Here is an 18,111-nt window from a genome sequence, read left to right as displayed (position 1 = left end):
GTCGCAACACCGTCAGATCGGGGATGAGATTACCGTCGGGGACCCTGCACCCCAATTTCCCGGATCACGCGCCAACCGGTGGGCGCCGCCTGGCGAATCGCGTGACGATAACGCCCGGGGCCGGCGCGGGCTCACACCCACGCCGGCCCCGGACAAGCTGCTCAGGCGCTCTGGGCGTCCTTCGCGCGGGCCTTCAGCGCCCGCACCACGCCGTCGCGGCCCTCGGCCACCAGTCGACGCAGCGGGGCGGGGTGCCCGTCGCCGGCCAGCCACGCGTCGGTAGCCGCGACCGTGTCGTCCTCCACCAGGTAGGTCGGGTACGCCAGCTGGGCGAACTCCTGCGCCGGCTCGCTGTCCCGGGTGGCCCACACCTGCCCGACCGCCGCGAAGTACCGCGCCCGGTACGGGGCGACCAGCTCCACCTGCGCCGGGTGGGCGAAGCCCTGCAACAGCGCCCGGTGCCGCCAGTTGGGCAGTGCGTCCGGGCCGGTGAGCAGGGCCCACACGGCGGCCTTGTTCTCGGCCGTCGGCATCAGCGCGTGCGCGTACGCGGCTTCCCGCTCGCCGCTGGCCGTGCGGTCGCTGCTCAGCTCCGCCTCGATCTCGGCGGTGCCGGCGGCGCCGTTGGCCACCAGCGCGGCGAGGACCGACCAGCGCAGCTCGGTGTCGACTGTCAGCCCGGCCGGCATCCCGGTGCCGTCCAGCCAACCGCGCAGCGTGGCCAGGTCTTCCTCGGAGCGGACCGCCGACGTGAACGCACGGGCCCAGGCCAACTGGAACCCGCTGCCGGGCTCGGCGGCGGCGAGTGCGTCGCGGGCGGTACGGGCCAGGTCGGCCCAGCCGGTCGGCGCCCAGGCCGGGTCGGCGTACAGGGTGAGCGCCGTGGTCGCCTGCCGCAGGGTGGCGGTGACCAGGTTGATGTCGGTCTCCGCGGGCAGCCCGCTCAGCGTCAGCGCCACGTAGTCGCGGGCGGACAACTCGGCGTCGCGGATCATGTCCCAGGCGGCGGTCCAGCAGAGCGCGCGGGCCAGCGACGAGTCGAAGCCACCGATGTGCTGCACCACTGTCGCCATCGAGCGCTCGTCGAGGCGCAGCTTGGTGTAGCTGAGGTCGTCGTCGTTGAGCAGCAACACGTCGGCCGCCCGGACGCCGCGCAGCGGGGCCAGATCCGTGTGCTCGCCGGTCACGTCCACCTCGTACCGTTCCCGACGGACCAGCCGCCCGTCGGTCAGGTCGTACAGGCCCACGCCGATGCGGTGGGTCCGCAGCGTCGGGTACGCCGCCGGGGCCTCCTGCCGCACCAGCACCTGCTCGTACGTGCCGTCGGCCCCGATGGTCACCTCCGGACGCAGCGTGTTGACCTGCGCGGTCTCCAACCACTGCGCGGCGAACTTGCGCAGCTCCCGCCCGGATGCGGCCTCCAGCTCGGTGAGCAGGTCGTCGAAGGTGGCGTTGCCCCAGGCGTGCTTGCCGAAGTAGGCCCGCAGCCCGGCCACGAACGGCTCCTCACCCACGTACGCGACGAGCTGCTTGAGCACGCTCGCGCCCTTGGCGTAGGTGATGCCGTCGAAGTTGACCTCCACGGCCTCCATGTCCGGCATCTCGGTGTAGACCGGGTGGGTGGAGGAGAGCTGGTCCTGCCGGTAGCCCCAGTTCTTCCGGATGGACAGGAAGGTCGTCCACGCCTCTGCGAACCGGGTCGCGTTGGTGTTGCACCAGTGGCTGGCCCACTCGGCGAACGACTCGTTCAGCCACAGGTCGTTCCACCAGCGCATGGTGACCAGGTCACCGAACCACATGTGGGCCAGTTCGTGCAGGATCGTGTTGGCCCGCTGCTCGTACTCGAAGTCGGTGACCTGCGAGCGGAACAGGTAGTGCGACTCGGCGTGCGTCACGCAGCCGAAGTTCTCCATCGCGCCGGCGTTGAAGTCGGGCACCCAGAGCTGGTCGTACTTCGGCAGCGGGTAGCGCACGTCGAACTTCTCGTGGAAGAAGTCGAAGCCCTGCTTGGTGATCAGGAACAGGTCGTCGGAGTCCAGGTACTGTGCCATCGACGCCCGGCAGAACACCCCCAGGTCGATGCCGTCGTGCGCGTCGCGCACCTCGTGGTACGGCCCGGCGCACATCGCCGTGATGTAGGTGCTCATCCGGGGCGACTCGGTGAAGTGCAGCGTCTTGAGCGCCTCACCCGCCGGCTCCTCCCGCTGCACGGGCATGTTGGAGACCGCCCGCCAGTGCGCCGGCACTGTGACGTGCCAGGTGTAGACGCTCTTCAGGTCGGGCTGGTCGAAGCAGGCGAACACCCGCTGCGCGTCGGCCGTCTCGAACTGGCTGTAGAGGTACGTCTCGCCGTCCACCGGGTCGACCGTCCGGTGCAGACCCTGACCGCTGTTGGAGTAACCGAAGTCGGCATCGACCACCAGGACGTTGTCGCTGTCCAACCCGGACAGGGCCAGGCCCTTCTCGGCGGACCAGTCGGAGAGGTCGACGGGCGTGCCGTTCAGCGTCGCGGACCGCACCGAGTCGGCGGCCAGCTCGATGAAGGTGCTCGCGCCCGGTTCGGAGCAGCGGAACCGGACCTCGGTCGTCGACCTGAACGTGCGGCCGTCGGCCGCCAGTACGGCACTGGACAGGTCCAGACTGATGTCATACCCCGTCACGTTGAGCAGGCGTGCCCGCTCGGTCGCCTCGACCTGCGTCAGGTTGCGCACTCCCGGCACTGTTCGTCTCCATCCCACATGTCGCCGTACGCCCGGCGGCGCCCGTTCGCCTACCGCTCGTGACGGCTGGCCCGATTCGAGTCTTCCATGTACGGGCAGCCCGCGGTGGCCGAGGTCACGCTCTCATTCGTGTGCCGGTCGATGCGCTGCGGGGTGAAGATTCTCCTGAGACGCCGACCTGTCGGCGCCACCCGTCGTGAAGGGATCTCACTGTGACCGAACGTGTCACCGCCGACATGTGGTTCGACCCGGCCTGCCCGTGGGCGTGGATCACCTCCCGCTGGCTGCTCGAGGTCGAGCAGATCCGGGATGTGGACATCCGCTTCCACGTGATGAGCCTGGCCGTGCTCAACGACGGTCGGGACGAGCTGCCCGAGGACTACAAGGAGTTCCTGAAGACCGCGTGGGGCCCGGTGCGGGTCTGCATCGCCGCCGAGCAGCTGCACGGCAATGACGTGCTGCGCCCGCTCTACACCGCGCTCGGCACCCGGATCCACCTGCAGAAGCAGGAGCGGGGTCCGGAGCTGTACGTGGCCGCGCTCACCGAGGCCGGCCTCGACCCGGCACTGGCCGCGGCCGCCGACAGCACGGACTACGACGAGGCACTGCGGGCCAGCCACGAGGCGGGCATGCGCCCGGTGGGGCAGGACGTGGGCACTCCGGTCGTGCACGCGCCCGGCCCGGACGGCACCCCTGTCGCGTTCTTCGGCCCGGTGATCACTCCGGCTCCGAAGGGGGAGGCCGCCGGCCGGCTCTGGGACGGCGTGCTGCTGGTCGCCGGCACTCCGGGCTTCTACGAGCTCAAGCGCACCCGCGAGCAGAGCCCGATCTTCGACTGAGCGACGACCGTCGCGCCCCCGTCCGTGCGTCGTCAGTGGCGCGGACGGGGGCGTTTCTCGTCGGGTGCCGAGGTCGGCGGAGGGTAGTGGCGTCACCGGGAGGCGGGCGGCGTCGTTTCCCTCGGTGTCCGCCGCAGCGGCCCGCAGGGCCGCACGCCGCAGTTCGTGGAGGCAAATCCCGATGGCCAAGCACCGTGCGTCCGGTGACGATCAGTTGACCCGGCAGGGGGTGATCGAGACTCCCGGCGCGGACTACTGGTCCGTTGACGACTCCCGCTGGCCGACGGTCCGCCCGGACCTGCCCGCCCACCTGGTGGATCTACTCGCGCCGCCCATCGTGGTGGGCGTGGCCCGGGTCCCGGTGACCTCCCGGCTCACCCCGCCCAGGGCGGTCGACCCACTGCCGTCGTCCGTCGACGCGGTGCCGGCCAACGCGCCGGCGCTGGTGCCGTCGTTGGCGGCACCGGCCGAACCGGCTCCGCCGCCGCCGGCGCCGGCTCCTCCGCGCCCGGTGCCGACGCCGCCGTTGAGCCCGCGGCCCGTTCCCACGCCTCCTCCCGACCGTCCCGTGCCGGGGCCGCCCGCGTCGCCTCGCCGCGCCCTGAACACCGGGCCGATCGGGACCGGTCGGCGTGGCAACGGTGGGCCGGTGAGCGCGGGCAAGCACCGCCGGGGCACCTCCGACCGCGCCGGCTGACCGACAGGGCCTCACCGGGCGCTTTCATCTGGTGGACGCCCCGCGGGTCCCCGTCGGCGGCGACACCGTCGCCGGTAGCGTCAGTGGGCATGACGGTCGTGCATCCGATCACCCGGGCCTGGGTCACCACTGGCGGCACCGGCGCGCAAAACTACGACGAGTTCGCCGACGACGCGGAGATCACCGCGATCATCGAGTCGAACCCGCACAGTGCTCTCGGCATCGAGATGCCGCACCGCGCCCCGCAGAGCCTGGGCAAGTCGTTCCTCGACGCGCTGCCGGACGCGGTGGCCCGCTTCGCCGAGGCCAAGGCCGACGGCAGTTACACCCCCGCCGAGCAGGTGGTGGTGCTCTACCGGATCAGCGCGCCCGGCGAGGAGCCGGCGTACGGGCTGTTCGCGATGGTGGACACCGACCAGATCTCCACCCGGGCAGACGAGCCGGGCCTGGTCATCCGCAACGAGGACGTCTTCATCGCCAAGGTGCGCGAGCGGGTGGCGCTGGCCGACGCGCTGGGCCACCTGCTCTCACCCGTACTCCTGCTCCAGACCGGGCGTGGCGACGACCTTCACGCCGCGCTCGCTGCGGCGACCGACATGGCCGGCGCGCCCGCCGCGACCGATACCGACCAGGCGGGGCGCACGCACGCCATCTGGCTGCTCGGCCCCGGCCCGGAGCAGGCCACGCTGACCGCTCTCGCCGGCGGCGGGGACCTGGTCGTCGCGGACGGCAACCACCGCAGCCTGGCCGCCCAGACCGGAGGGCTGCCGCGCTTCCTGGCCGTGGTCACCACCCCCGCGTCGGTGGCCATCCAGCCGTACAACCGGTTGGTCAGCGAGCTGACCACCACCCCGGCCGAGCTGCTCGACCGGCTGCGGGCCGCGGGCGCCGAGGTCGAGCCGATCGACGGCCCGGTCGAGGTCCCGGCGGCCGGCGGCTCCGTGCACCTCCGCCTCGACGGCCAGGGGTACGCGGTGCGCCTGCCCGCCACCGCCTCCGCCCGCCTGGAAAACCTGGACCACGCCCTGGTCGAGCGGCTGGTGCTGCGCGACGCGCTCGGTCTGGACCCGGGCGACAAGCGAATCACCTACGTCGGCGGTGACTACCCGGCGAGCTGGCTCACCGGCGAGGTCGACGCCGGGCGGGCCGAGTTGGCCATCCTGATCGCTCCGGTGACCGTGGCGGATTTCGTCGCCGTCAACCTGGCCAGGGAGAAGATGCCCCGCAAGAGCACCTGGTTCACCCCGAAGGCGCGCGGCGGTCTGGTCGTCGCCGAGCTGCCGCGGTGAGCGTCATCCCCACGACCGTGTGACGAACCCGGCTCGGGGACGCCGCCCCTGTGACGTCCCCGAGCGCGGCCTGACAGACTGCCCGGTATGCGCGTCTACCTGGGATCCGATCACGCCGGTTTCGAGTTGAAGGTGCACCTGGCCAACCACCTGGCCATGCAAGGCTACGACGTGGTCGACGTCGGCCCGCACAGCTACGACCCGGACGACGACTACCCCACGTTCTGCCTGCACACGGGCGACCAGGTGGTGGCCGACGAGACTGGCCTCGGGGTGGTCATCGGTGGTTCCGGCAACGGTGAGCAGATCGCCGCGAACAAGGTCGCCGGCGTTCGCGCCGCGCTGGCCTGGAGCGTCGAGACCGCTCAGTTGGCCCGCCAGCACAACGACGCGAACGTGGTCGCCATCGGTGCCCGCCAGCACACGCTGGACGAGGCGACCGGCATCGTCGAGGCGTTCCTGAACACGCCGTTCTCCGGCAACGAGCGGCACGCTCGTCGGATCGCCCAGGTGGCCGAGTACGAGCGGACCCGGAAGCTGCCCGACCTGCCCTGACGGTGCGGCGCTCAGCGCGGCGAGCGGGGCAGCTCCTCGCGGGGCACCCAGTTTCGCCGGACGACCACCACCCGGGCTTCGGCCTGGGCCAGGTCGTCGTCGGTGGGGCGGGCCGCGTCCCGGGCCCGTAGTGCGGCGCTCAGCCCCACCTGGGACGAGCCGGAACCGACCAACCCGCGCAGCCCTCGCTCGCCGTCGCGCTCGTCGCCGCCCGTGTTCCTGCGTCGCGGCGGCGGCTCGTCACCGTCGTGCACGCCCGGCGTGCTGACCGTCGGGCCGTCCGCACCCGGTCTGGCCGTCTCGGTGTCGCCGTGGTGGCGCAGCCGTCGCCGTCGTCGGTCGGGGTCACCCATCAGCCGACCGTACCCTGGCCGGGTTCGATCCGGCACCGTCGCGGGGCCACGCGTCCCGGCCGGGGTCGGCGACCGATTTGCCGGCTGGCTACCCTCGAATCCAGGCGGTGCTGTTGCCGTCGGTCAGGGGGAGGACGAGATGGCAGACCAGACGCAGCCGTGGGCGGAGCGGACCGTGGAGGTGCCACCGCAGGCCGGCGTCGGGGTGCCGCCGCAGCGTGACGGGTTCCGCCGGGGGGTCGCTCCGGTGGGTGAGCGTCGCACCCCGCGGACGGAGCCGTTCCCGGTGGTCGAGCAGGAGCCGACCGGCACCGGTTGGCCCGGCGAACCGGTGCCCCGCCGCTCGCTCAGCTCGCGGATGGCACAGCTTCGGCTCGGTGGCGAATGGAGCGCGGCGGCGGGCCTCTTCGCGTTCGTGTGTTGGGGGATCTGGGCGCTGTCCGGCCAGGGGAACCTGAGCGGCCCGCTGCTGGTGCTGGTGCTCAGCCTGCTGGTGGCGCTCGGCCTGTTCGCCCTGTTCCGGCTGGTTGGCCGGGTGGTGCTGGAGCGGCAGCTCGGCCGGGTCCGGCGCAGCGCCCGCGGTGCCCACCTGGCGACGGCGGTGTTCCTCGTCGGCCTCGGCGTGGCGTGGCTCCAGCAGACCGAGTGGGTCGTCTCGGCCTGGAACTGGATTTCCTCGAACTGACCGGGCGTGCACGGGCGGGTTGGTCCAGGACCGCCCACCCGTGCACCCGGTCGTCTCCCCACCAGGCAAGGTCGTTGCTTACCCGGCCGGCCGCGGTTCATCCGCAGCCGGCCGCTCCGACCGATTCCTCCTTCGTGGGCCTGGGTGATTCCGGTGGAGCGGCGGTCAGTGGGTGCCGCCGTGCCCCTCGGCGTCGGCCCGGGGCGACGCGACCCGGGCGGCCGGATCCTCGACGCCGGGCTCGCCGCCGTCCGGGGCGACCGCCCCGTCGTAGTTGTAGAGCGGTCGACCATCGTCGTGCCGCTTGGTGGTCTTGATGTAGCGGTGCATCAGGCCGTCGATCTCCACCTCGACGAGTGCCTCGTTGCCGGTCTCGTGGGTGCTGCCGTCTCGAGGGCCGCCCACCAGGTGGGCAGTGGTGTTCGTGTCCATGCACGGGCCCTACCCACCAGGCATCCGGCGGAAACGGGTGACATCCGGCCGGGGGTACCGCGCCCCGACGAGGGGACGCGGCACCACCGAGGGATCAGCCGGCGGATTCGGCGGCGGCGTAGTCGCGGGCCACCCGGACCATTTCCACCAGCCCGCCGGCGTACTCCTGGGATTCGCCGTGCGCCTCGTCGAACGGTGGCTGGAAGCCGACGCCCTCCCACTCGTTGGTCGCCGGGTTCCACCGGTCGTTGCCGACCTCGAAGTCCCAGGCGAAGATGCCCAGCTCGTAGTAGAGCTGGTCGGCCGAGTTGCCGGCGGCCGAGTAGAGCACGTCGGCTACCGGTCCGGTCTGCGACGGCCAGGTGACGGTGCCGCGCTCCTGGGCGATGGCGCCGACGATCCGTCGGGCGCTGTCGAGGAACAGCGTCGACTCGTCGATCGACGGTCGCGGCAGGGTCACCCTGCCGTCGGCCCGGTACGCCCCCGGCGGCCACATGAAGTACCCGCCGTAGGAGTGCACGTTCATCGCGAACTTGATGTTCGGGTGGTCCTGTGCGAGCGCGATCACGTTGCCGCTCTCCGCCTCGGACAGCTCGGCGGTGCCCGCGTAGGTGCCGGACAGGCAGTTGGCGCTGGCCCCCACGTAGCCGTCGAAGTACGACCCGACTGTGTAGTTGCGGTTGATGTCGACGCCCCACGAGGTGCGGTTCTTCGGGTCGCGGGCCGCCCCGGTGCAGTGGTTGACGAGGTTCTTGCGCTGGAAGTTGAAGTCGTTGAACGAGTAGTTCGCGCCATCCGGGTTGACCATCGGGATGACGAAGATGTCGACCTGCTCCAGCAGCTCACGGGTGGCCGAGTCGGTCTGGGCGTTGGCCAGCATCCGCTCGGCGAACTCCAGCGTCACCAGCGGGGTGGCCCACTCCCGGGCGTGTTCCTGGGAGTACGCGAGCACTCCGACCCGGGAGCCGTCCCGGTGTACGCCGAGGCGCAGCGCCTGCACCGTCCACGGCCGCGCCGGCACCTCGGTGCCCTGGAGGCCGTCGTCGAGTCGGGTGGGGCCGGCGACGGGCATCGGCAGCCCGGCCGAGCCGTCCTCGACGGTGGCCCGGAACCGGTCCGGTTGACGGGCGTTGATCGCCGCCGCGACCTCGTCGGTGGTGCTCACCGTCTTGCCCGCGGTGTCGGTGGCCAGTGACACGGTGAGGACGCGGTCGCGGTAGCCGACGGTCAGTGGCCGGTTCGCCCGGCCCGGGTCGACAGTCCGCACCTGTACGCCGTTCATGTTCTGGTCGCCGAAGCGAACCGACTCGACCACCAGGGCGGCCACCGCCGGGTCGCCCAGATAGCCGACGGCGTTGCGCCGGTACCCCTGGGTCTTGTTCGGCAGGTCGATCACGTCCACCAGGTCCCGGTACTGGCGGGCCAGTCGCTTGATCCGCGCCTGGATGTCCACCGGCGTCAGGTACGCGTCGATGAAGTCCTTCTGGTAGCCGGCCGGCAGCGGCGGCGGGGAGGCGTTCGGCCAGAGCGTCGGGGTGATCGCCCGACTGACCCCGCCGAGGCTGGAGGTGGCGGTCAGCTGAACCGGTCGGCTCGGCACGGGCTGGGGGAGCGCGTAGTGGTACTGGTACTCACCGGAGTCCTCGAACCGGTACAGCGGGAACGAGCCGGTGGCGCCGTCCGCAGTGCGCCAACTGACGGTGATCTCCACGTCCGGGTCGTCGGTGGCGGTGGTGGCCACCTGGGCCTGCAGGAAGGTTTGTCCGGTAGTGGTCCACCAGTACGCCTGCTGCACCTGGAGGGTGTCCACGGCGGCGGCGGACCGCTGGCCCGCGGCCGGCGCGCGCAGGCCGGCGGCGGTGCGGGCCCGCGCCGCCCGGACGCTGTCGGCGTAGTGCCGGTTGCCGTCCCCGGCGCGCTGCACGATCTGCACGGCCGTCGCGCCCTGCGCGGTCAGGTCGCCGAGCTGCGCGCCGCTGAGCACCAGGTCGGCGGTGATCCGGCCGTCCCGTGCCCGGGGCCGGTTGGCCAGGTCCGCGCCGGTGGCGACGAGCCGGTCCAACTGGGCCTGATCGCGCAGCTGGACTCGGACCACTGCGGTTTCGGTGGCGCTCAGAGCGATCGGGGCGGCCGGGTCGGCGGGTGCGGCCGCTCCGGAAGCCGGATGGGCCAACACTGCGCTGAACAGGATCACTGTGGTGGCGGCAGCTGTCCACCGTCGTCGGACGATCATGTGCCCTCCTGTGACGGACGTCGATGTGCTTGGTCCTTACACCAGTGCACGGATCGACACCTGTCAAGGCGTCCTCCGCGCCTTCCCGGCGTTGATCCCGTGACAGGTCCGCGAGATCCGGAGCAACCCCCTGGGGCAGACCCCGCGTGACTAACTCGAAACGGGGATCGGAGGCCTGAATGAGCGATCGCGACGAGGCGTTCGCCGAGTACTTCGCGGCACGGTCCGGTGCCATGCGCGGCACCGCGTACCTGCTGTGCGGCGACTGGCACCGTGCCGAAGACCTGGTCCAGACCACGTTCGTCAAGCTCTACCGGGTCTGGAACCGGATCTCCCGGCACGAGGTGCTCGACAGCTACGTGCGCCGGATCCTGATCCGGACCTTCCTCGACGAGCGCCGCCGCGGCTGGTGGCGGCGCGAACGGGTGGGTGGGGAGGACGCCGAACAGGTGGCCCCGCCCGACTCGCCGGAGAGCCGACTGGTGCTGCTGCAGGCGCTGACCCGGGTGGCACCGCGTCAGCGGGCCGTGCTGGTTCTGCGGTACTGGGAGGACCTGTCGGTCGATGACGTCGCGGCGCTGCTGGAGTGTTCTCCAGGGACGGTGAAGAGCCAGGCGGCACGAGGGCTCGACACCCTGCGCGGCCTCCTGACCCCCACCTACAGCGGGATCGAGATGGGGGAGCGATGAACGAGCAGGAGTTGCGCGAGGGGCTGCGCAGCGAGATGGCGGGGACAACCCCGCCACCACCATTGAGTACGACGGCCGCGCTCGGCGCGGCACGGCGGACGCACTTCCGGCGACGCGCGCTGTGGGCGTCCCTCGGATCGGCTGCTGTCGTGCTGGCCGTCACCGGCTTCGCGGCCGTCGCCACCCCGGGCGGCCACGTCTACCAACCGGCGGGGCAGGGGCCACTGGCTGCTCCGGACACCAAGGAGCCGTGGCCGACCGGGCCGGACGGGCAACCGCAGGAGGACCGGACCGCGCGGGCCGGGTCCCGGTACGAGCAGGGGGCTCACCTGCTCGGCGAGGCTGTCTCGGTCATACCTTCCGGCTACACCACGCCGGAGGACCCGTCGAGCCAGTCCGCCGAGGAGCGGACGCTGCGGACCCACCAGGCGCAGTTCGAGGACAAGGTGGACGGCGTCGACGTGTGGAGCTACTCGTCCTCGGTGGCCGTGGCGCAGGGCGAGGGCACCGGTCGCGTGATCGTCGAGGTGCACGCCGCCGGCAATCAGCTGCCGACCGAGCCGTGCGACCTGGCCCAGAAATTCTGGGGCATGCGGGGTGGGTGCCAGGTCGAGACCGTCGGAGCCGTGCGGGTCGGCGTGGTGGTCCGACCGAGCGGCGACGATCGGCTCGACCAGTGGTCGGCGTACCGGCACCCGGACGGCGTGGTGGTCTTCGTGGCGCAGGGCGTACGGCTGGACGAGAGCCGGCCGGCGTTGTCGGAGCTGCCGTTCTCCGTGCCGCAGTTGGCGGCTCTCGCCGTCGACGAACGGTTTCATCTGAAGTGACACGGCGACTCGGCCTCGCCGAGTGGGTCCAGGTGCCGCCACTGTGTGTGCGCCTGGACCCTGCCGTGTGCGCCGTTGCCGACACTGGAGACGGCCCTGTACGCCAAAGCGCCCTCCGACCTGGGCCGGAGGGCGTTGGAGCGGGCGACGAGAATCGAACTCGCGTAGTCAGTTTGGAAGACTGAAGCTCTACCATTGAGCTACGCCCGCGTGCTTCCCGCCGAAACAGGACGCGCCCACAGCGTACCCAATGTCGACGCCCGACGCGTAACCGCGTCACCGCCCCGCGGTGCGGCGTCGTTCGCGACCCGGCGGTACGGCGACCCAAGATCCGCACAACATCCGGGATGGAGGGGCCTCGCCGTCCGAGGAGGCCACTACATCCGCGACGTTGTGCGGATCTTGACGTCGCCGTACGGATCTTGGCGGCACGTGGGCGGGGCGGAATGGTAATTTTCGGGTGATGTGCCCGGGTGGGGGATGCCCCGGCACCGACTGAGGCGTGGCGACGGCATAGACTGCACGTCGCCACGGGGTGTGGCGCAGCTTGGTAGCGCACTCGCTTTGGGAGCGAGGGGCCGTGGGTTCAAATCCCGCCACCCCGACTGTCGTCCGCGGGCCGGGCCGCCCCGGGTGCTGCCCAGTGCGGTCCCCGGGCGATGCCGGAGCGTCAGGCCGGCTCGCCTACACTCGATGGGCTGAATCACGCCCAGACTCAACTGAGATCCGTCAAGGAGTACGCCTGTGAAGAGCACCGTCGAGACTCTGAGCCCGACGCGCGTGCGGCTCGCCATCGAGGTGCCGTTCGTCGAGCTCGAGCCGAGCCTCAAGAAGGCGTACCGGGAGATCGGTTCGCAGGTCCAGGTTCCGGGCTTCCGCCGGGGCAAGGTGCCGACCGCGGTGATCGACCAGCGGGTGGGCCGGGGCACCGTCCTCAACGAGGCGGTCCAGGAGGCCATCCCGGAGAACATCCTCGCCGCGGTGCGTGAGCACGACCTGAAGACGCTGGGGCGCCCGGAGGTCGAGATCACCGAGTTCAACGACGGTGACTCGCTGAACTTCACGGCCGAGGTCGACGTCCGCCCGGAGATCACCATCCCGGACGCGAGCACCATCGAGGTGACGGTCGACGAGCTGCAGATCGACGAGAGCGAGATCGACGAGCAGGTGAAGAACCTGCGGGAGCGTTTCGCGACCCTCAAGACCGTCGAGCGGGCCGCCGCCGAGGGCGACTACGTCCAGATCGACCTGAACGCCACCGTCGACGGCGAGGACGTGCCGGGCGGCCAGGCGAGCAACATCTCCCACGAGGTGGGCAGCAAGCAGCTCCTGCCGGGCCTGGACGAGGCAGTGGTCGGCCTCGCCGCCGGTGACGACACCACCTTCACCACCCAGCTGGTCGGCGGCGACTTCGCCGGTCGGGACGCCGACGTGGCGGTGACCGTGCGCACGGTCAAGGAGAAGGAGCTGCCGGAGCTGAACGACGAGTTCGCCCAGATGGCGAGCGAGTTCGACACGATCGAGGAGCTGCGCGGCGACCTGCGGTCCCGGGTCACCCAGGGCAAGCAGGTCGAGCAGATCTACGCCGCTCGGGACAAGGCCCTGGCCCAGCTCGTCGAGGCCGCCGACATTCCGGCCCCGGAGGGTGTCGTCCGCGAGGAGGTCGAGAGCCGCAAGCAGGCGATGGTCGACCAGCTGGAGCGGATCGGCGCCTCGATGGAGGAGTACCTCGCTGCCGAGGACAAGACCGAGGAGCAGATCGACGCCGAGCTGACCGAGGCGGCGACCGAGGGCGTCAAGGTCCAGCTCCTGCTGGACACGCTCGCCGACGCGGAGGACGTGCAGGTGTCCGACGACGAGTTCGGGCACGAGATCGTGCACCGGGCGCAGCGTGCCGGGATGGCCCCGCAGCAGTACTACGACCAGCTGGTGCGCTCCGGCGCGGCCGCCGCGGTCTTCGGCGACGTGCGGCGAGGCAAGGCGCTCGCGGCCGTCATGGAGAAGATCACGATCAAGGACTCGGCCGGCAACGGGATCACCCTCGACGCGCTCCGCGCCGCCAACGAGGCGGAGCACAACCACGACCACTGATCGTCGGGTGCGGCCGCCGTCCGCCGCTGAGCGGCGGACGGCGGCCGTTTCCTTTCCGGGTACGCCCGGGCGGCAAGCACTGCCGGGTACGTCCGGGCGGTAAGCACTGCCGGGTACGCCCGGGCAGCAAGCACTGCCGGGTACGCCCGGAAGCCCGCGCCGCGGGTACCCGACACAGCTGCGCTGAGAGCGAACACTGCCCCGACCGGGACTCTGCCGCCTCGCACAGCGGTTAGTGTCGGGAAAGACGGTACGGAGAGCGAAGGGCTGCCATGACCGACATGCACATCCCCAAGAAGTCGCTCCGGGCGATTGACGCGCGCGGTGGCGACTCCATTGGCAACCTCGACGACTCGGTCTACAACCGGTTGCTCAAGGAACGCATCATCTTCCTGGGCAGTGAGGTGACCGACCAGGTCGCCAACCGCATCTGCGCGCAGCTGCTGCTGCTCGCCGCGGAGGACCCGGACCGCGACATCAACCTGTGGATCAACTCGCCGGGTGGCTCGGTCTACTCCGGCATGGCGATCTACGACACCATGCAGTTCATCGACAACGACGTGTCGACCGTGGCGATGGGCATGGCTGCCTCGATGGGTCAGCTGCTGCTCTGCGCGGGCACCAAGGGCAAGCGGTACGCCCTGCCCCACGCACGGATCATGATGCACCAGCCGTCCGGTGGTCTGGGCGGCACGGCGTCCGACATCGCCATCCAGGCGGAGCAGATGCTCTACACGAAGCGGATGTTCCAGGAGCGGGTCGCGCACCACACCGGCCAGAGCCAGTCGCAGATCGAGGCCGACTCGGACCGGGACCGTTGGTTCACCGCCCAGGAGGCCATGGACTACGGCTTCATCGACAAGGTGATCATCGGGGCCGCACAGGTTCCGGATGGCGCCGGGACCCTGAGCTGAGGAGCTGACGATGACCGATCTGAGCCTGCCGCCCCAGTTCGCGGCCGTGCACAACCGCTACGTGCTGCCGTCGTTCGTCGAGCGCACGTCGTACGGGGTCAAGGAGTCGAACCCGTACAACAAGCTCTTCGAGGACCGGATCATCTTCCTCGGCGTCCAGGTGGACGACGCGTCGGCCAACGACGTGATGGCCCAGCTGCTGACGCTCGAGGGCACCGACCCGGACCGCGACATCATCATGTACATCAACTCGCCGGGCGGTTCGTTCACCGCCATGACGGCGATCTACGACACCATGCAGTACGTCCGTCCGGACATCTCGACGGTCTGCCTCGGGCAGGCGGCGAGCGCGGCGGCGGTGCTGCTGTCGGCGGGCACTCCGGGTAAGCGGATGGCCCTGCCGAACTCGCGGATCATCATCCACCAGCCGGCCACCGAGGGCGGCTACGGGCAGGGCTCGGACATCGAGATCCAGGCCCGGGAGATCCTGCGGATGCGTACGCAGCTGGAGGACATGCTGTCCCGCCACTGCAACCGCCCGATCGAGCAGGTTCGCAAGGACATCGACCGCGACAAGATCATGACGGCCGAGGAGTCCAAGGAGTACGGGCTGGTCGACACGATCCTGACCAGCCGCAAGAAGGGTCTGCTGGCGGCCAACGCCGCCCGCTGAGCTGTACCGGGTCAGAGGTTGGCCGGGGCTCCGTTCCCGGCCGACCTCTGACACACCCGTTTTGGGGGTCGGAGAATGCCCCGCCAGCGGGTAACGTCGGGTCCGTACCGCTTCGCCGGTTGGGCCGGCGGCGCGAACTAAGCCGGGCGGCGCGCAACGTCCGCAGGTCAGGGCCGGGTCTCCGGCCGATGAGTGCAGGGAGAACGTAGGTGGCACGGATCGGTGACGGCGGCGACCTACTGAAATGCTCCTTCTGCGGCAAGTCGCAGAAGCAGGTCAAGAAGCTCATCGCGGGCCCAGGGGTCTACATCTGCGACGAGTGCATCGATCTCTGCAACGAGATCATCGAAGAGGAGCTGGCCGAGTCCGGCGAGGTGAAGTGGGAAGAGCTTCCCAAGCCGATGGAGATCTGCCAGTTCCTCGACACCTACGTCGTGGGTCAGGATCAGGCAAAGAAGGCGCTCGCCGTAGCGGTCTACAACCACTACAAGCGGATTCAGGCCGAGGCGGCTGGCGCGCCGGGCTCCGGCAGTGACGCCGTCGAGCTGGCCAAGTCCAACATCCTGCTGCTCGGTCCGACGGGGTGCGGCAAGACCCACCTGGCGCAGACCCTCGCCCGGATGTTGAACGTCCCGTTCGCCATCGCCGACGCCACAGCGCTGACCGAGGCGGGCTACGTGGGCGAGGACGTCGAGAACATCCTCCTCAAGCTGATCCAGGCCGCCGACTACGACATCAAGCGCGCCGAGACCGGCATCATCTACATCGACGAGGTCGACAAGATCGCCCGCAAGTCGGAGAACCCGTCGATCACCCGGGACGTCTCCGGTGAGGGTGTGCAGCAGGCCCTGCTCAAGATGCTCGAGGGCACTGTGGCAAACGTGCCGCCGCAGGGTGGCCGTAAGCACCCACATCAGGAGTTCATCCAGATCGACACCACGAACGTGTTGTTCATCTGTGGTGGGGCGTTCGCCGGCCTCGACCAGATCATCGAGTCCCGCACCGGGCAGGGCGGCACCGGCTTCGGCGCCCGACTCCGGTCGGTCTCGGACCGGTCGACCGACGACATCTTCAGCCAGGTCATGCCGGAAGACATGCTCAAGTTCGGGCTGATCCCCGAGTTCGTCGGCCGGCTGCCGGTGATCACCAACGTTCGCAGCCTGGACCGCAGCGCCCTCGTTCGGATCCTCACCGAGCCGCGCAACGCCCTGGTCCGGCAATACCAGCGCCTGTTCGAGCTGGACGGTGTCGAGCTCGAGTTCGACGAGCCGGCGCTGGAGGCGATCGCCGATCAGGCGATGCTGCGGGGCACCGGTGCCCGTGGTCTGCGGGCCATCATCGAGGAGGTCCTGCTCTCCGCGATGTACGAGGTGCCGAGCAACCCCGACGCCGCCCGCGTGCTGATCACCCGCGAGGTTGTCCTGGAGAACGTCAACCCGACGATCGTGCCGCGTGAGTTCACCGGGCGCCGGGCTCGGCGCGACCGCGAAGAGAAGTCCGCCTGATCCTTCCCGTGTCACGCCGGTCGTTCGATCCTGAGCGGCCGGCGTGATCGTGTTCGGCGCCGTTTGCCAGTGACCCACCACCCGTGCCGGCCAGACTGTGACGCTGTCCGTCAGAGCCCTCCAGCCGTACCCTTTGCTCATGCGTGTCGCCGTCTGCCAGCTGAACGCCCGGGACGACCGTAAGGCCAATCTGGCGGCTGCGGAGGCCCTACTGGAGCGCGCCGCCGCCGGCGGCGCGGATCTCGCCGTCCTCCCGGAGTACGTCGACTACCTGGGTCCTGCCGCTGGGCTGCCCGAACCGGAGCCGGTCGACGGTGAGGTGGGCAGCTTCTTCGCCAGCGTCGCGCGGCGGCTCGGGATCTGGCTGGTGGCCGGCTCGTTCCACGAGGCCGGCCCGGACCCGGACCACACCTGGAACACCTCGCTGGTCTTCGACCGTTCCGGCAGCCTGGCCGCGAGCTATCGCAAGATCCACTTGTACGACGTGGAGATCCCCGGTCGGGTCTCCTACCGGGAGTCGGCGAGTGTCGCGCCCGGGGTCCAACCGGTGGTGGTCGACGTCGAGGGGCTGCGGGTCGGCTTGTCGATCTGCTACGACCTGCGCTTCCCGGAGCTGTACCGGCTGCTCGCCGCCGATGGCGGCGCTCAGCTGTTTGTGGTTCCGGCGGCGTTCATGATGCACACCGGCCGGGATCACTGGGAGGTCCTGCTGCGGGCCAGGGCCATCGAGAACCAGTGTTTCGTGGCGGCGGCGGGTCAGACCGGCGACCACGAGCCAGGCCGCACGTGCTTTGGGCGCAGCATGGTGGTCGACCCGTGGGGCACGGTCATCGGCCAGGTGCCGGACGGCCCGGGGCTCTCGGTCGTCGACCTGGACCTGGAGCGGCTCGACACGATCCGCGCCGAGCTGCCCAGCCTGGCCAACCGCCGGCTCTGAACCTCAGCCCTCCAGCAGGACGCCGATGACCGCGAACCCGGCGATGGCCGCCGCGGTGACCAGCAGCGCCGTGGTCATCCGGGACCTGCCCCGTCGGGCCAGTCGTCCCACCGAGAGCACAAGTACGACCAGCACGACCGCGCCGATCACCACCTGCCAGAACGGCCCGATGAGGCCGAGTAGCGCCTCCTCGGCGAACACCCTGGCACCGTGCCCGGACTCATCCATGACTGACACTCTGGCACGTCGAGGCGGCCCGCGTCCTCGGCTGCGCCGGGGAGTCGACGCGCTCGCGTCCTCGGCTGCGCCGGCGACCGGTCGGCGCTGTTCACCCGAACCAGTGATGAACCCTGATTTGCCTTCTCCGGGCCGTCCGCGTAACTTTCTCTCTGCACGGGGGAGGCCGGACAAACCGGCTGAGAACGGGCGTCAGGCTCGTGGCGGGAACGCCGAGCGAGACTGAGGATCGGGCGGTGCGGAACACTCCGGAAACGGGGTTGCGAACGCGGAACCGACCGGGTAGAGTTTCGGAGCCGGCAGGAGCCGGGCGGAGAGCCGCGAAGCGGTGATCGGCCGGTCTGCGGCTTCCCACGACAGAAACGAACGTCGGTAACGACGTGCGTCATCGTGGAATCGAGCAAGCAAGACTATCCGCGTTATCGGGTTGAAGCA

Annotated in this window: 17 protein-coding genes and 2 tRNA genes; 13 read left to right on the top strand and 6 right to left on the bottom strand. The window is 70.4% G+C overall.

Annotated features, from left to right (window positions below; genetic code table 11):
- Positions 1-161: 161 nt before the first annotated feature.
- On the bottom strand, positions 162-2,711 hold the full coding sequence (pepN, locus tag NIE111_RS17620; RefSeq protein ID WP_238685436.1) for an aminopeptidase N: 2,550 nt from the start codon (positions 2,709-2,711) through the stop codon (positions 162-164).
- Positions 2,712-2,932: 221 nt separating this feature from the next.
- Between pepN and NIE111_RS17615 the strand changes: the two genes are divergently transcribed.
- From NIE111_RS17615 to NIE111_RS17600, 4 genes are all read left to right on the top strand, one after another.
- Positions 2,933-3,559 (top strand): mycothiol-dependent nitroreductase Rv2466c family protein, encoded by a 627-nt coding sequence (locus NIE111_RS17615; RefSeq protein WP_210786053.1) that lies wholly within the window; start codon positions 2,933-2,935, stop codon positions 3,557-3,559.
- Between the two features lie 181 nt (positions 3,560-3,740).
- Positions 3,741-4,256 (top strand): hypothetical protein, encoded by a 516-nt coding sequence (locus NIE111_RS17610; RefSeq protein WP_238685435.1) that lies wholly within the window; start codon positions 3,741-3,743, stop codon positions 4,254-4,256.
- A gap of 89 nt (positions 4,257-4,345) precedes the next feature.
- Entirely contained in the window at positions 4,346-5,545 is a 1,200-nt protein-coding gene (locus tag NIE111_RS17605; RefSeq protein WP_238685434.1) for a DUF1015 family protein, read from the top strand.
- An 87-nt stretch (positions 5,546-5,632) separates the two neighbouring features.
- Positions 5,633-6,100 (top strand): ribose-5-phosphate isomerase, encoded by a 468-nt coding sequence (locus tag NIE111_RS17600; protein WP_112584153.1) that lies wholly within the window; start codon positions 5,633-5,635, stop codon positions 6,098-6,100.
- Between the two features lie 11 nt (positions 6,101-6,111).
- Here NIE111_RS17600 and NIE111_RS17595 read toward each other — a convergent pair whose 3' ends face one another.
- Positions 6,112-6,453 carry a hypothetical protein gene (locus NIE111_RS17595; protein ID WP_238685433.1) on the bottom strand — a complete coding sequence of 114 codons (342 nt, stop codon included), beginning with the start codon at positions 6,451-6,453 and terminating at the stop codon, positions 6,112-6,114.
- Positions 6,454-6,592: 139 nt separating this feature from the next.
- On the opposite strand from NIE111_RS17595, the gene NIE111_RS17590 reads away from it, so the two are divergent.
- Complete coding sequence (locus NIE111_RS17590) at positions 6,593-7,138, top strand: hypothetical protein (protein WP_238685432.1); 546 nt, start codon at positions 6,593-6,595, stop codon at positions 7,136-7,138.
- Positions 7,139-7,303: 165 nt separating this feature from the next.
- Here the strand turns inward: NIE111_RS17590 and NIE111_RS17585 are convergent, their stop codons facing one another.
- Both NIE111_RS17585 and NIE111_RS17580 read right to left on the bottom strand, forming a co-directional pair.
- Positions 7,304-7,570 (bottom strand): hypothetical protein, encoded by a 267-nt coding sequence (locus tag NIE111_RS17585; protein ID WP_238685431.1) that lies wholly within the window; start codon positions 7,568-7,570, stop codon positions 7,304-7,306.
- Between the two features lie 94 nt (positions 7,571-7,664).
- Positions 7,665-9,803, bottom strand: coding sequence for a M14 family zinc carboxypeptidase (locus NIE111_RS17580; protein ID WP_238685430.1), 2,139 nt, complete (start codon positions 9,801-9,803; stop codon positions 7,665-7,667).
- A gap of 179 nt (positions 9,804-9,982) precedes the next feature.
- On the opposite strand from NIE111_RS17580, the gene NIE111_RS17575 reads away from it, so the two are divergent.
- Both NIE111_RS17575 and NIE111_RS17570 read left to right on the top strand, forming a co-directional pair.
- Positions 9,983-10,492: a SigE family RNA polymerase sigma factor gene (locus NIE111_RS17575; RefSeq protein WP_238685429.1), complete on the top strand. Its 510-nt coding sequence runs from the start codon at positions 9,983-9,985 to the stop codon at positions 10,490-10,492.
- The gene (locus NIE111_RS17570; protein ID WP_238685428.1) at positions 10,489-11,319 is read left to right on the top strand and encodes a hypothetical protein; all 831 of its coding nucleotides are present in this window, start codon (positions 10,489-10,491) and stop codon (positions 11,317-11,319) included. Before NIE111_RS17575 ends, NIE111_RS17570 begins: the two co-directional genes overlap by 4 nt.
- A gap of 136 nt (positions 11,320-11,455) precedes the next feature.
- On the opposite strand, the gene NIE111_RS17565 is transcribed toward NIE111_RS17570, so the two are convergent.
- A tRNA-Gly gene (locus tag NIE111_RS17565) sits at positions 11,456-11,529 on the bottom strand.
- Positions 11,530-11,850: 321 nt separating this feature from the next.
- On the opposite strand from NIE111_RS17565, the gene NIE111_RS17560 reads away from it, so the two are divergent.
- The 6 genes from NIE111_RS17560 to NIE111_RS17535 all read left to right on the top strand — a co-directional run bounded on the left by NIE111_RS17560 (position 11,851) and on the right by NIE111_RS17535 (position 17,439).
- A tRNA-Pro gene (locus tag NIE111_RS17560) sits at positions 11,851-11,924 on the top strand.
- A 139-nt stretch (positions 11,925-12,063) separates the two neighbouring features.
- Positions 12,064-13,410, top strand: a complete 1,347-nt coding sequence (gene tig, locus NIE111_RS17555) for a trigger factor (RefSeq protein WP_145789660.1) — start codon at positions 12,064-12,066, stop codon at positions 13,408-13,410.
- 272 nt (positions 13,411-13,682) lie between these two features.
- The gene (locus NIE111_RS17550; protein WP_007464111.1) at positions 13,683-14,324 is read left to right on the top strand and encodes an ATP-dependent Clp protease proteolytic subunit; all 642 of its coding nucleotides are present in this window, start codon (positions 13,683-13,685) and stop codon (positions 14,322-14,324) included.
- A 10-nt stretch (positions 14,325-14,334) separates the two neighbouring features.
- Positions 14,335-14,997 carry an ATP-dependent Clp protease proteolytic subunit gene (locus NIE111_RS17545; protein ID WP_030333536.1) on the top strand — a complete coding sequence of 221 codons (663 nt, stop codon included), beginning with the start codon at positions 14,335-14,337 and terminating at the stop codon, positions 14,995-14,997.
- A gap of 209 nt (positions 14,998-15,206) precedes the next feature.
- Positions 15,207-16,502 carry an ATP-dependent Clp protease ATP-binding subunit ClpX gene (gene clpX / locus NIE111_RS17540; protein WP_112676080.1) on the top strand — a complete coding sequence of 432 codons (1,296 nt, stop codon included), beginning with the start codon at positions 15,207-15,209 and terminating at the stop codon, positions 16,500-16,502.
- 139 nt (positions 16,503-16,641) lie between these two features.
- A complete protein-coding gene (locus tag NIE111_RS17535; RefSeq protein ID WP_238685427.1) occupies positions 16,642-17,439 on the top strand; it encodes a carbon-nitrogen hydrolase family protein in 798 nt (265 codons plus the stop codon).
- Between the two features lie 3 nt (positions 17,440-17,442).
- On the opposite strand, the gene NIE111_RS17530 is transcribed toward NIE111_RS17535, so the two are convergent.
- Positions 17,443-17,667 (bottom strand): hypothetical protein, encoded by a 225-nt coding sequence (locus NIE111_RS17530; protein ID WP_112584164.1) that lies wholly within the window; start codon positions 17,665-17,667, stop codon positions 17,443-17,445.
- Positions 17,668-18,111 lie beyond the last annotated feature (444 nt).

The sequence above is a fragment of the Micromonospora hortensis genome, assembly GCF_022230935.1.
GTDB classification, from domain to species: Bacteria; Actinomycetota; Actinomycetes; order Mycobacteriales; family Micromonosporaceae; genus Micromonospora; species Micromonospora hortensis.
Note: the sequence above shows the minus strand (reverse complement) of the source record. Positions and strands in the feature narration are given on the sequence as shown.

Excerpts from the sequence above, each read along its gene's own strand:
- NIE111_RS17605 (WP_238685434.1), top strand. The coding sequence starts at position 4,346 with ATGACGGTCGTGCATCCGATCACCCGGGCCTGGGTCACCACTGGCGGC.
- NIE111_RS17595 (WP_238685433.1), bottom strand. The coding sequence starts at position 6,453 with ATGGGTGACCCCGACCGACGACGGCGACGGCTGCGCCACCACGGCGAC.
- NIE111_RS17580 (WP_238685430.1), bottom strand. The coding sequence starts at position 9,803 with ATGATCGTCCGACGACGGTGGACAGCTGCCGCCACCACAGTGATCCTG.
- NIE111_RS17590 (WP_238685432.1), top strand. The coding sequence starts at position 6,593 with ATGGCAGACCAGACGCAGCCGTGGGCGGAGCGGACCGTGGAGGTGCCA.
- NIE111_RS17535 (WP_238685427.1), top strand. The coding sequence starts at position 16,642 with ATGCGTGTCGCCGTCTGCCAGCTGAACGCCCGGGACGACCGTAAGGCC.
- NIE111_RS17570 (WP_238685428.1), top strand. The coding sequence starts at position 10,489 with ATGAACGAGCAGGAGTTGCGCGAGGGGCTGCGCAGCGAGATGGCGGGG.
- NIE111_RS17550 (WP_007464111.1), top strand. The coding sequence starts at position 13,683 with ATGACCGACATGCACATCCCCAAGAAGTCGCTCCGGGCGATTGACGCG.
- NIE111_RS17610 (WP_238685435.1), top strand. The coding sequence starts at position 3,741 with ATGGCCAAGCACCGTGCGTCCGGTGACGATCAGTTGACCCGGCAGGGG.
- NIE111_RS17575 (WP_238685429.1), top strand. The coding sequence starts at position 9,983 with ATGAGCGATCGCGACGAGGCGTTCGCCGAGTACTTCGCGGCACGGTCC.
- NIE111_RS17545 (WP_030333536.1), top strand. The coding sequence starts at position 14,335 with ATGACCGATCTGAGCCTGCCGCCCCAGTTCGCGGCCGTGCACAACCGC.
- NIE111_RS17600 (WP_112584153.1), top strand. The coding sequence starts at position 5,633 with ATGCGCGTCTACCTGGGATCCGATCACGCCGGTTTCGAGTTGAAGGTG.
- NIE111_RS17530 (WP_112584164.1), bottom strand. The coding sequence starts at position 17,667 with ATGGATGAGTCCGGGCACGGTGCCAGGGTGTTCGCCGAGGAGGCGCTA.
- NIE111_RS17585 (WP_238685431.1), bottom strand. The coding sequence starts at position 7,570 with ATGGACACGAACACCACTGCCCACCTGGTGGGCGGCCCTCGAGACGGC.